The sequence below is a fragment of the Serratia marcescens subsp. marcescens ATCC 13880 genome (assembly GCF_017299535.1).
Lineage (GTDB): Bacteria > Pseudomonadota > Gammaproteobacteria > Enterobacterales > Enterobacteriaceae > Serratia > Serratia marcescens.
The window spans coordinates 1,365,637-1,377,658 of sequence record NZ_CP071238.1; the positions used below are offsets into that span (position 1 = coordinate 1,365,637).

Annotated in this window: 12 protein-coding genes; 5 read left to right on the forward strand and 7 right to left on the reverse strand. The window is 61.4% G+C overall.

Annotated elements, in window-relative coordinates; genetic code table 11:
* Positions 1-5: 5 nt before the first annotated feature.
* Entirely contained in the window at positions 6-740 is a 735-nt protein-coding gene (locus tag J0F90_RS06435) for a TSUP family transporter (RefSeq protein WP_033641029.1), read from the reverse strand.
* The gene (gene pyk / locus J0F90_RS06440) at positions 740-2,173 is read right to left on the reverse strand and encodes a pyruvate kinase (protein WP_016928659.1); all 1,434 of its coding nucleotides are present in this window, start codon (positions 2,171-2,173) and stop codon (positions 740-742) included. The genes J0F90_RS06435 and pyk overlap by 1 nt, the downstream gene beginning before the upstream one ends.
* A gap of 304 nt (positions 2,174-2,477) precedes the next feature.
* Between pyk and J0F90_RS06445 the strand changes: the two genes are divergently transcribed.
* A complete protein-coding gene (locus tag J0F90_RS06445) occupies positions 2,478-3,230 on the forward strand; it encodes an SDR family NAD(P)-dependent oxidoreductase (RefSeq protein ID WP_033641028.1) in 753 nt (250 codons plus the stop codon).
* On the opposite strand, the gene J0F90_RS06450 is transcribed toward J0F90_RS06445, so the two are convergent.
* Positions 3,215-4,111 carry a LysR substrate-binding domain-containing protein gene (locus J0F90_RS06450; protein ID WP_033641027.1) on the reverse strand — a complete coding sequence of 299 codons (897 nt, stop codon included), beginning with the start codon at positions 4,109-4,111 and terminating at the stop codon, positions 3,215-3,217. The two genes, J0F90_RS06445 and J0F90_RS06450, sit on opposite strands and share 16 nt — an antisense overlap.
* Positions 4,112-4,228: 117 nt before the next feature.
* On the opposite strand from J0F90_RS06450, the gene J0F90_RS06455 reads away from it, so the two are divergent.
* Positions 4,229-5,008, forward strand: a complete 780-nt coding sequence (locus J0F90_RS06455) for a HalD/BesD family halogenase (protein WP_033641026.1) — start codon at positions 4,229-4,231, stop codon at positions 5,006-5,008.
* A gap of 38 nt (positions 5,009-5,046) precedes the next feature.
* Here the strand turns inward: J0F90_RS06455 and ansP are convergent, their stop codons facing one another.
* Together ansP and J0F90_RS06465 are read right to left on the reverse strand one after the other, a co-directional pair.
* Positions 5,047-6,513, reverse strand: a complete 1,467-nt coding sequence (ansP, locus tag J0F90_RS06460; protein ID WP_028127655.1) for an L-asparagine permease — start codon at positions 6,511-6,513, stop codon at positions 5,047-5,049.
* A gap of 432 nt (positions 6,514-6,945) precedes the next feature.
* Complete coding sequence (locus J0F90_RS06465) at positions 6,946-7,383, reverse strand: PACE efflux transporter (protein ID WP_004939694.1); 438 nt, start codon at positions 7,381-7,383, stop codon at positions 6,946-6,948.
* 112 nt (positions 7,384-7,495) lie between these two features.
* Here J0F90_RS06465 and J0F90_RS06470 point away from each other — a divergent pair, with 112 nt between their 5' ends.
* Positions 7,496-8,389 carry a LysR family transcriptional regulator gene (locus J0F90_RS06470; RefSeq protein WP_016928653.1) on the forward strand — a complete coding sequence of 298 codons (894 nt, stop codon included), beginning with the start codon at positions 7,496-7,498 and terminating at the stop codon, positions 8,387-8,389.
* A 16-nt stretch (positions 8,390-8,405) separates the two neighbouring features.
* Here the strand turns inward: J0F90_RS06470 and J0F90_RS06475 are convergent, their stop codons facing one another.
* Entirely contained in the window at positions 8,406-8,969 is a 564-nt protein-coding gene (locus J0F90_RS06475; protein ID WP_025301947.1) for a DedA family protein, read from the reverse strand.
* 50 nt (positions 8,970-9,019) lie between these two features.
* A complete protein-coding gene (locus J0F90_RS06480; RefSeq protein WP_033641025.1) occupies positions 9,020-9,697 on the reverse strand; it encodes a DJ-1/PfpI family protein in 678 nt (225 codons plus the stop codon).
* A 91-nt stretch (positions 9,698-9,788) separates the two neighbouring features.
* Here J0F90_RS06480 and J0F90_RS06485 point away from each other — a divergent pair, with 91 nt between their 5' ends.
* On the forward strand, positions 9,789-10,733 hold the full coding sequence (locus tag J0F90_RS06485; protein WP_016928650.1) for a GlxA family transcriptional regulator: 945 nt from the start codon (positions 9,789-9,791) through the stop codon (positions 10,731-10,733).
* Positions 10,734-10,777: 44 nt separating this feature from the next.
* A complete protein-coding gene (locus J0F90_RS06490; RefSeq protein ID WP_033641024.1) occupies positions 10,778-11,881 on the forward strand; it encodes an adenosylhomocysteinase in 1,104 nt (367 codons plus the stop codon).
* Positions 11,882-12,022 lie beyond the last annotated feature (141 nt).

Sequence of the window (12,022 nt, forward strand, 5' to 3'; positions counted from 1 at the left end):
GGAGCCTATAAATAGCCTTTAGTGAGAACGACCACGCCATAGAAGGCAATAAAGCCGGTCACCATTTTTTCATAAACGGGAGCGCTGGCTCTCTTGAACAGCAGATTGCCGACGACCAGATACACCAGTAGAGCCAGCGGTGCCGCGGTGAAACCGTCGAGGCTCAGGGCTTGCCATTTAATGCTGGCCAGCGTGGCCAATTGAATTAAACCGAACATCAGGTAGTAACGGGAGACGGTGGTTCTTATCTCCAGTTTCTCGCGATGGCTGGCGGCAGCGTAGAGTGCCAGCAAGGCGCCACCCATGTTGGTGACGCCATGTATCAGACCCATGACTGCGACATAAGCGCGCTGATGTTTGCCGAGATAACGTTTCAATGTTTCTTGCAGTGACAGACGAAAGCGCATCAAGGCGGAAAACAGCAGGATGGCGCCCACCAGCAGATCGACATTCACTTTCACCGTCGAATGCAAGACCAGGCTCAGCGCCAGAATGACGAAAATGGCGCAAATCAGCATATTGACCTTTTCGCGAGCGGGAAAAGCAATGCGGCGGGCGCCAAGCGTCTGCGTCAGAGAGATCAGCACCGACGACGGCAGCAGCAGCCCAAGTACGGAGGAGAAATCAACGCCCAGCATTAATAGCGTCGGTGTACCGAACACCAAGATGCCCATGCCGAAAACCGATTGGATCACGGCAAATAGCGCAATCACCAGATAGAACAACGTATGATTATCCATCAGGCCACCTCTTCTTTCCGGTGAGGTTCCCGCGCCGCGTCAGATTGCAGGTAGGCATCGGCGCTGAGCGTGCGCAAGATATTCCCGCTGATATGCTGATTGTCTTGCTGGGCGCTGACCAGCAGCAAAACATCGTGCCGATTTATCAATCCATTGTCTGACAGGACATTCAGAGCCAAACGTTCGGTTTCCGGCTGTGTCAGATCGATCCGAGGCAATGTCAGGCCGGTGATGCCTGGCAGCATATTCCAGCTGCGCACCGTCGCCGCATCGTTGCCGAATGCGACGATCGGGATGCCGATGTTGGCCATGGCGGCGATGCGCACGCTGTAACCTGTGCGAGAAAACACCACCACCCGGGAGATCGGCAAGGCGCGGATAAGGGCGCCGACAGCCTGTCGAATATCGTCAACCTGCGCAGGGGGGGATGAGTGGGGCGCATGCGCTAAATGCTGTTCCGCCTGATGGGCTACGCTGGCGATACGGGCAACGGCCTCCAGAGGATAGCGGCCTACGGCGGTTTCACCGGAGAGCATCACCGCCGCGGCGCCATCCAGCACCGCGTTGGTGATGTCGCTGACCTCCGCTTTGGTTGGCAGCGGGTTCTCTATCATGCTGTGCAGCAATTCCGTCGCTACAATGGTGGGTTTGCCCGCATGGGAGGCGGCTAGGAGGATCTGTTTTTGGTAGAGAGAAACGCGGTCGATCGAGGTTTCTACCGCCAGATCGCCGCGATCGATCATGATAACGTCGGCGGCGGCGATGACTTCCTCCAGATGCTCTATGCCGCCGCTGTTTTCCACTTTCGCCACGATGCGGGGCGTATCGCCTCCGATCAGCGTTCTGATCGCGTTGATGTGTGCCGCGCTTTCGACGAAGCTTATGCCGATGTAGTCCACTTGATGTGCTTTGGCGAAGGCGATCATGTCGCGATCTTTCTCCGTTATCAGCGCCTGCCCGAGATCGATGCCAGGCACATTGATGCCTTTGCGGCTTTTCAGTTGGCCGTCCATGTCGGCCTGCAGGTGGATGTCCCGATCGACGATGTTAACGACCTGGAACGAGAGGGTGCCATCATCGGCGAAAACCTTATCGCCCACCGTCAGCCGTTCATGCAACCGGCCGTACCCCACCGGGACTTTTTCCTCCCCGTTATGCGAGGTATCGGTCGTGAGGATCAGCGTTTGCCCTTTAGTGAATGAGGGTTCGTGTTTCAGTTGCAATGTGCGGATTTTTCTACCGGGAATGTCCAACAGCACCGGCGTATCCGGCAACGTTTTACGCAGCAGGGCGATGGTTTCCGCATGCCAGTCGAGCGTGTTGTGCGAACCGTTCAATCGGGCGACGGACATGCCGGCTTTTTCCAGCGCTGCCAACGTGTTGATGTGGCGAGAGGCGGGGCCGATGGTAGCGATAATGCGAGTCTTTGCCATGATAAATGCTCCGAAAAGTTAAGATGCATTTATCTATGACAGTTTTGTGACAGCGGGGAAAATAGGGGTTTAATCTAACTAATATATAAAAAGTTATAATGAGTTTTGGCGTCAGAGTGGGTGCGCCTTATACATTTAATGATGAAAATAAAATGGTTATACAATTTACTTCCATCGTATAGATAAAATATTGATAAGCATTACTCCTTTTATTTCTCGCCGTGTTGGGCATCACTGCTGCCGCAAACTGTCACTTGCCGGCGCTAGCCTGTTCCCCTGAGTTCAACGTTACAGGAGAACGGCTATGCAAGATTTCAAACATCGGGTGGCGCTGGTGACCGGCGCGTCCACCGGCATTGGCGAAGCGATCGCCGCCGAGCTGTTTCGGCGCGGAGCCACGGTGGTGGTGACCGGCCGCCACGCAGCGCCTCTCACCGCCGCCGCTGCGCGGCTCGATCCCGACGGCCGGCGGGTGATGACGTTGCGGATGGACGTGCGCGATGCGCAGTCGGTACAGCAGGGTATTGAAGAGACCGTGCGGCGCTGCGGCGCGCTGCATCTGCTGGTCAACAACGCCGGGATCACCGGCCCGCACGAGGTGGATATCGATCGGTACGCGGTCGACGATTGGCATGAGGTGATCGCCACTTGCCTGAGCGGCACGTTTTTCGGCATGAAGTATGGCCTGCCAGCAATCGTCGCCGGCGGCGGCGGGGCGGTGGTGAACCTCTCTTCCGCCAACGGCGTGGTGGGTATTGCCGGGATCGCACCTTATACCGCCGCCAAGCATGGCGTGCTGGGCCTGACGCGCTCGGCGGCGCTGGAATTCGCCACGCGCGGCGTGCGCGTCAATGCCGTCGGGCCGGGCTATGTGGATACGCCGGCGATGGGGGAACTGCCGGCGTCGGCGCGGGCGCAGATGGCCGCTTCGCACCCGATGGGGAGAATGGCGACGCGGGAAGAGGTGGCGAAAACGGTGGCTTTCCTGCTTTCGGACGACAGCAGTTTCACCACCGGCGCGTTTTACAGCATCGACGGCGGTTATACCGCGCGCTGAGCCAGCGCCTGCACCCAACGGAGAAACGCCGCTGCGCCGGGTTTTTCCAGCGTGCGCGGCGGGTAAACCACGTAGTAGGGTTTGCTGAGCGGCAGCGCCGGTTCGGCCAGCGTGACCAGTTGGCCCTCCGCCAGTTCACGGGCGATCAGCCGCCGCTGGCCGAGCAGCACCCCGCGCCCTTGCACGGCGGCGTCGATGGCCAGTGACGTCAGGTTATAGGTCAGCCCGCGCCGCGGCGGCGGTGGCCGATCGGCGGCGGTGAACCACTCGTGCCAGCCCGGCAAAAACTGGCTCTCCTTACCCCAGTCGACGTGGATCAGCGGCAGCTGCGTCCAGTCGCCGCACTCGCGCAGCGCCGGGCTGCACACCGGCTGCACCCAATCCTGAAACAGCCGCGCCTTTTCCAGCAGCGGGTAATCCTGATCGCCGAAGCACAGGGCGAAATCCGCCGCCGAATGGGCGAAATCGACCGCCGCATGGGTCGCGTGCAGCCGCAGATCGCCGTCGGGGCACTGCGCCAGCCAGTCGCCCAGCGCCGGGTTCAGCCATTTGGAGGCCAATGCCGGCAGGGTGAACACCGTCAGCGTCTGTTTGCCGCGCTGGCGTTCCACGTGCTGCTGCGCCACGCGCAGCGTTTCAAACGCCTCCTGCACGTAGGCCAGGTAGTCCGCGCCCTGCTCGGTCAGCGTGACGCCGCTTTTGGCGCGAATGAACAGCGTGATGCCCAGATGTTGTTCGAGCTGGCGGATCTGTTGGCTGACGGCGGCGGCGGTCAGCGCCAGCGCATCCGCCGCGCGGGCCAGGCTGCCGGTGCGAGCGGCGGTTTCGAACGCCAGAATGGCGCTCAGCTTGGGCAAGCGCGCACGGGACGGTGAGTGCATGAGCAGGACTTATCGCTAAGAATTCGTTAGCTTATCCATAACGTATTTTTGTTATGGCGGCAATGCGGCATTCGCTACAGTGAGAGGCATCCGGCTTTCGCACACGAGGGGAACGTCATGCCGCCACTTGCCGATATTATCGATCTGTCCGCCCATCCCATCGACGACGCCGCGTTCCGCGCCCGTTGCCGGCAAACGCTGGCGCGCGCCGGCGCGCTGGTGCTGCCGGGATTTCTGCGCGAAGCCGCGCTGGCGACGATAAGGCTGGAGGGCGCCGAACAGCACCATGCGGCGTTTTACGCCATCAGCCAACACAACGTGTATCTACGGCCGCAGGACGACGCGCTGCCGGCCGATCACGCGCGCAACCGGCTGGTGTCGTCGTCCAAGGGCTGCATTACCGACGAGGATATCCCGCCGCAGTCGCCGCTGCGCGCGCTGTACGACGCCCCGGCGTTTCGCGAGTTTCTCTGCGCGGTGTTGGATGAGGCGCAGCTGTATCCCTACGCCGATCGGCTGTCGTCGATCAACCTGCATTACGCCCACGCCGGTCAGGAGCTGGGCTGGCATTTTGACAACTCCTCGTTCGCCATCACGCTGCTGATCCAGAAACCGCAGGCGGGCGGCCGTTTCGAATACGTTGAGAACCTGCGCGACGCCGATCGCGGCGAGATGAACTATGCCGGGGTCACGCAGGTGCTGGACGGCGAGCGGGCGGTCAAACAGCTGGCGATCGAGGAGGGGGATTTGGTGCTGTTTCGCGGGCGCAACGCCATGCACCGGGTGACGCCGACCGAAGGCGACACCACGCGCATGCTGGTGGTGCTGGCCTACAATGCGCAGCCGGATGTTATGCTGTCGGAAAGCGCCAGAATGACGTTTTACGGCCGGTTATAGCGGATAAAAAAAACCGCCCCGGAGGGCGGTTTGTCGATTCAGCGCGGGTTCTGCTCTTCGTGAGCCTGCTGCTCCAGCTTCACTTCCTGCGCGCGCTTGCGCAGGCCGAACCAGCCCAGCGTCAGCAGCACCGCCAGCACCGGAATGGTGGCGATGGTCCAGGTGCCGTTCGGGTAGTCGAACGCCATCATCACCACCACGATCAGCAGGAACGCCAGCGTCAGCCAGGAGGTGAACGGCGCGCCCGGCATTCTGAACGATACCGGCTGCGCACGGCCTTCGCGCACGGCTTTGCGCAGGCGCATCTGGCAAACGATGATAAACGCCCAGGAGGCGATGATGCCCAGTGAGGCGATGTTCAGCACGATCTCGAATACCCGCGACGGCACCAGGTAGTTGAGCACCACGCCGATCACGTAGATGCCGCAGGTAACCAGGATGCCGGCGTAAGGCACCTGCTGGCTGCTCATTTTAGCCATCAGCTTCGGCGCGGAGCCGCCCATTGCCAGCGAACGCAGGATGCGGCCGGTGGAATAGAGGCCGGAGTTGAGGCTGGACAGCGCGGCGGTCAACACCACGATGTTCATGATGGTGCCGATGTAAGGCACGCCCAGCTTGCTGAAGAAGGTGACAAACGGGCTTTGGCCGGCCTGATAGGCGTTCCACGGCAGCAGCAGCACCAGCAGCACCACGGAGCCGACGTAGAACAGACCGATGCGCCAGATCACGCTGTTGATCGCTTTGGGCATCATTTTAGCCGGATCTTTACACTCGCCGGCGGCGGTGCCGATAAGCTCGATGCCGGCGAAGGCGAAGATCACCCCTTGCACCAGCACCAGCGCCGGCAGCAGGCCGTGCGGGAACATGCCGCCGTTTTCGGTGATCAGGTGCATGCCGGTGGTGTGGCCGGCGACCGGGGTGCCGGTGCCGAGGAAGACGACGCCGACAATCAGGAACAGCGCGATGGCGACGACCTTGATCAGCGCGAACCAGAACTCCATTTCGGCGAACCACTTCACGCCGATCATGTTCATGGTGGCGACGATGCCGAGCGCGCCGAGGGCAAACAGCCACTGCGGCACGTCGGCGAAGGTGCCCCAGTAGTGCATGTACAGCGCCACGGCAGTGATGTCGACGATGCCGGTCATCGCCCAGTTGAGGAAATACATCCAGCCGGCGACGTAAGAGGCTTTCTCACCGAGGAATTCGCGGGCGTAAGAAACGAAGCTGCCGCTGGAAGGGCGATGCAGCACCAGTTCGCCCAGCGCGCGCAGGATGAAGAAAGAGAAGATCCCGCACACCAGGTAGACCAGCGCCAGCGCCGGCCCGGCCAACTCGAGACGGCCGCCGGTACCGAGGAACAAGCCGGTACCGATGGAGCCGCCGATGGCGATCATTTGGATTTGCCGGTTGCCCATGCTTTTGTGATAACCGGATTCATGAGAGTCTAGCCAGCGTCTTCTGGCGGCGTGTTTGTCATCCGCCGACTTTTTTTGTGAGTGCATTATCCGTCCTGTTTACCTGTCTATGTTAACCCTGCTCTTAACGAGAGCAAACGATTGCTATGACCAATCGTCATGAGAATGAGGTCGTGGCATCATTCCGCTGTTTATTGTGTATACAGCCATCATTAAAATAACGGCGAAGCATGCTACCTTTTCTCCGTAATGGTGGCAAAAAATACTGCGCATAAAACGTGAACAATTGTGTTTATTTTTTAATCCAAATATAAAAGGATATATTATTCAAAAAGATGTGATGTTTTATCAAGACGGAAATATCGAAGAATAAAAAGTGATTAAAATCACAAAATAATAATTACCGTGCAAATTACAGGGTGTTGTTCTTATATTTCGCGGTGAGAATTAAGGGGGAAGGAAATGGCGACCCGCGCAGAAAATGGGATCAGCAGCGGGTCGGTGGGCGCGTAGCGAGTCTTAGGCCGATTCACCGGCCGGCAGGGCCGATGCGGGCAGGCCGAACAGCTTGTCGAACGCCCAGTTAAACAGGAAGGTGTAGCAAGGAATGATGACGATCAACGCCATATCCAGCAGCAGCGCCTGCCACAGCGTGATGCCCATCCACCAGGCGATCAGCGGGATCAGATACACCACCAGCGTCAGCTGAAAGCCGACGGCGTGCAAAATGCGGCGTTTGAGCGTGCGGGTGCGCGACACCTGGCGGCTTTCCCACCACTCGAATAAATAGTTGTAAATAAAGTTCCAGCTGACCGCAATGGTGGTGATCACCACCGCCAGCGGCCCGGTGCTGCTTGGCGCATGGCCTGACAACAGCGCCAGCCCCAGCGCCGAGATCGCCATGCCGATGATTTCATAAGCGGTGACATACACCAGTTTGCGTTTGACGCCTTGCATCGTTTTCTCCCGATCGGTTTTTAGTTGCCTCTGTGGCGACGGCGGCTAAGATAACGTCAATCACATTGATAGAAAAAGTCAGGAGCTGTCAGTTTTATTGACAAGTTAAACAATGAATTTCTCCAGCGACAATATCGAACTGTTTTTGGCGGTGCTCGATCGCGGCTCGTTTTCCGCGGCCGCCCGCGCGCTGCGGCGCGTGCCGTCCGCCGTCAGCATGGCCATCGCCAACATGGAGGCGGAGCTCGGTTTTGCCTTGTTCGACCGTTCTCACCGCGAACCGACGCCGACCGCGCTGGCGCTGGCTCTGGCGCCGCACGCCCGCCTGATCGCCGGGCAGCTCAAGCAACTGCAGGTGCACGCCATCGAGCTATCCCAGGGGCTGGAGAGTCGACTTTCGATCGGCGTGGCGTCGGATATCAACGGCGCCGGCCTGCTGGCGGCGGTGAAAACGCTGTCGCAGCGTTATCCGCTGCTGAACATCGAAGTGCTCAGCGCGCCGCAGGACGACGTGCTGCATATGCTGCATCAGGAGCGCGTCGGCGTTTGTCTGGCGTTTGGCGGGCTGAACATCAACAGCGCAGAACAGTTCCACTTCGTCGGCGCGGAATCGCTGGTGGCGATGCTGTCGCCGCAGCACCCGGCGCTGGACGGCGCGGCGGGCGAGCTGTTTCTCGAGGATCTGGTCAACGTGCGGCAGATCATGGTGGCCAGCCGCGATCTGCCGATCGGCGATCTGCGCCCGCAGGTGGCGGAGGCGTATTGGCGCACCGACAGCCTGCCGATGGCGCTGAACATGGTGGAGGCGGGCCTGGGCTGGGGCAACTTCCCGCTGTCGCTGGCCGAGCCGCTGCTGGCGCAGGGGAGGCTGGTGCGGCTGAAATTCAAAAACACCAAGAACGAGCTGCGCTTGCCGATGCATTTGATCTGGCTGAAGAACCGCCCGCTGGACAAGGCGGCGCGCGAGCTGGTCGAGCTGATGCGCGCGGCGCCGCAGGAAAGCTGACGCCCGCTGCGTTTGCTTACTCCGGGTGGCGTTTACGCCACCAGAAGCGCACCAGCAGGATGGCGGCGATCGCCAGCGCGACAAACAGCAGGCCGGAGAGCTTTTTGTCGAAGCCGGTAACGAAGCGTTCGATCGCCTGGCCGCCAAAATAGCCGAGCATGACGAAGATCGTCGCCCAGAGAATGGCGCCGAGGATATTGAGCGGCACGAAGCGCGACGGCGGCAGGCGGCTGGCGCCGATCAGCACCGGGCCGATGATGCGGAAACCGTACATGAAACGCACCCCGATAACGAACAGCATCGGGTGGCGGGCGATCAGCCTTCTGGCGCGCGCGATGCGCTTTTCCTGCCCCTTGAGCCGCGAGATGACGCGGCCTTCGAACCGGCGGCCGGCGAAGTACAGCAGCTGGTCTCCCATCATGCCGCCCAGCGCCACCACCGCGATCACCCACGGCCAGTGCAGTAAGCCTTCATGGGCGGCGATGCCGCCCAGCAGCGTGATGGTTTCCCCTTCCGCCAGGCAGCCGATAAACAACGCCCAGTAACCGTAGTCCGTAATGTAGTGGGCCAAATCGGTCATTCCTTGCTCCTTATGTGGCTGACGCATAAGGGCAAGTATACGCCCGATCGCTAGTCTTGGGCGATTTGGGCCACCAACGCTCTGCGCCGCGCCAGGCTTTCCGCCATTTGTGCCTGTACCCTGGCGTAAATGTGCGGCGGGGCCAGTTCCGGCGTGCCGCCCTCGAACGGCGGCGCCGGGGCGTATTCCAGATAAAGCTGGATCATTTGGGCGGTGTCTTCACCGTGCAGTTCGGCGATCAGCGCCAGCGCAAAGTCGATGCCGGCGGTGACGCCGCCGCCGCTGATCACATTGCCGTCGCGTTCTACGCGAGCAGCGCTGGGTATGGCGCCGAACAGCTTCAGGCTGTCGCGCATCGACCAGTGGCAGGCGGCGCGTTTGCCCGCCAGCAGACCGGCGGCGGCCAGGATCAGCGAACCGGTGCATACCGAGGTCAGGTAGCGGGCATCGGCCCCCAGCCGCCGGATTTGCTGCATGAACGCTTTATCCTGCAGCGCCTGGGTGCAGCCGCTGCCGCCCGGCACGCACAGCACGTCGCAGCGCGCGATCTCCGGCAGCGGGCGCAACTGGGTGAAGTGCAAGCCTTCCGACTCGACATCCGCGCCGTCTACCGAGGCGACGATGATTTCCGCGCCCGGCATGCGGCGCAGGAACTGCAAGGGGCCAGTGAAGTCGAGTTGGGTGACGCCTTGATAGATGGGAAATACAATCACGAGTGGTTCAGACATGACATTCGCCTCATTTTTATCGTTGGACCTGGGCCATAATAGCCGCCCTGTATTTGGCTGATATGACAGATAACCCTCAAAAAGCGCCATCATGAAAACGATCGGTTTTGTGGTTTTTCCCGGTTTCAACCTGCTGGACTTTGCCGGCCCGCTGGCGGCGTTCGATAACGTCAGTCAGTTTACCGATCCGCCGGCCTACCGCTGCGTGGCGATCTCGCCGCAGGGCGGCATGGTCGCCAGCTCGGCCGGGGTGGAAATCGCCACGCAACCGTGCGGCGACGAGCGTTTCGATACGTTGGTGGTGGCCGGCGGCAGCGGCAACGTGATGGCGGCGCAGTCACCGGCGCTGGCGGCGTTCCTGGCCAACCAAAGCCGACGAGCGCGGCGTATCGCCAGCGTGTGCACCGGGGCGTTTATTCTGGCGGCCTGCGGGCTGCTGGACGGCAAACGCGCCACCACCCACTGGTATCATGCGGCGCGGCTGCAGCAGAGTTATCCGCGCATTCGCGTCGACAGCAACCGCATTTTCATTCGCGATGGCGATATCTGGACGTCGGCCGGCATCAGCGCCGGCATCGATCTGGCGTTGGCGCTGATCGAGGACGATCTGGGCGCCACCCTGGCGGCGGCCGTGGCGCGGCAGCTGGTGGTCTATCACCGTCGTCCCGGCGGGCAGTCGCAGTATTCGCTGTTGCTGGCGTTGAACCCGTCGTCGGATCGCATGCGCGCTGCGCTGTCGTACGCGCGCGAACATTTGCACCTGCCGCTGTCGGTGGCGGATCTGGCCGACGCCGCCTGCCTGAGCGAGCGGCAGTTCGGTCGGCTGTTCCGCGCCGAAACCGGGCAGACGCCGGCCAAGGTGATCGAACAGCTGCGGGTGGAGGCGGCCAGGGTACGCATCGAAGAGAGCGCCGAGCCGCTGGAGGCGATCGCCCGTTCGGTGGGATTCAGCGATCCGGAGCGCATGAGGCGGGCGTTTATCCGCGTCTTTGGCCTGTCGCCGCAGGCGATCCGCCGGCTCGGCCGCGCGGGATAATTTTTTGCCACGCCTGGCGGCGGGGCACACCAGAGGAGCAACGGATGTATCAGGATTTTGAGAGCGAATTGAGCTGGGCGACGCGTCATATGCCGCGCACCCGAGCCGCGGTGGCGGCGTTGCCGGACCTGCACGGGGTGCGGCTGGCGTGCAACATGCACCTGGATCTGAAAATGGCGCCGCTGGTGGCCGGCCTGCTGGACAAGGGCGCGGCGATCTTCCTGACCACCTGCAATCCCACTACGGTGCAGGACGATGTGGTGAGCTGGCTGGAGCGGCGAGGCGCGCAGGCCTATGCCTGGCGTGACATGAGCGCCGGCGAATGGTCGGAATCCTTCGACCGCGCGCTGGCCTGGCGGCCGACTCATTTGTGCGAAATGGGAGCGGATTTGACCACCCGTTTGCACCAATCGCCGAACGGCCCGCAGATCGTCGCCGGGCTGGAGGCCACCGGCTCGGGCATCAACCGGTTGAACGGCGTGGCGCCGCGCTACCCGATCTTCAACTGGGACGATCTGCCGGTGAAAGAGGGGCTGCACAATCGGCATATGGTTGGGCTGACCGCCTGGCACACTTTCTTCCAGACCACCCACTTGACGCTGCATGAAAAGCGCGTGCTGGTGATCGGTTACGGCCTGGTCGGGCAGGGGACGGCGGCCGCGGCCAGAGCCTACGGCGGCCAGGTGATGGTGGCGGAAATCGATCCGGCGCGCGCGTTGCAGGCGCGTTATGACGGCTGGCAGGTGGTGGATCTGGCGAGCGGGGTCGCGCAGGCGGACGTGATCGCCACCGCGACCGGCGCGAAAAACGTGCTTTCGGCGCAGCATCTGCAACAGGCGCAGGACGGCGTGTTTATCCTCAACGTCGGCCACGTGGCGGAAGAGATCGACGTCGGCTTCCTCAAGGGCTTGCCGCACCACGAGCCGATGCCTTATGTGAATGCTTACCAACTGAATGAAAAGACGGTCTATTTGCTGGCCAACGGGTCGATGTTCAACCTGACCGCCGGCTACGGCGACAGCCTCAACGCCTTCGACGTCACGCTGGCGGTGATGGCGGCCGGCATCGGCCATATCGTCGGCGCGGGAGCGCGGCAAACGCCGGGGCTGTACCTGCTGCCGCAGTCGGCCTGGCAGCCGGCGCTGTAACTTTTTCTACGCGGGCGTTCATCCCAGAGCGCCCGCGGGCTGCGTCGTTTTTCGGCCGACAGAATTTGTCACAAATCCGCCATACAATCCCAGTGCCAAGCGCTGAACCCTCACATATAATTCGCTGAGTTCAAGCCCCCA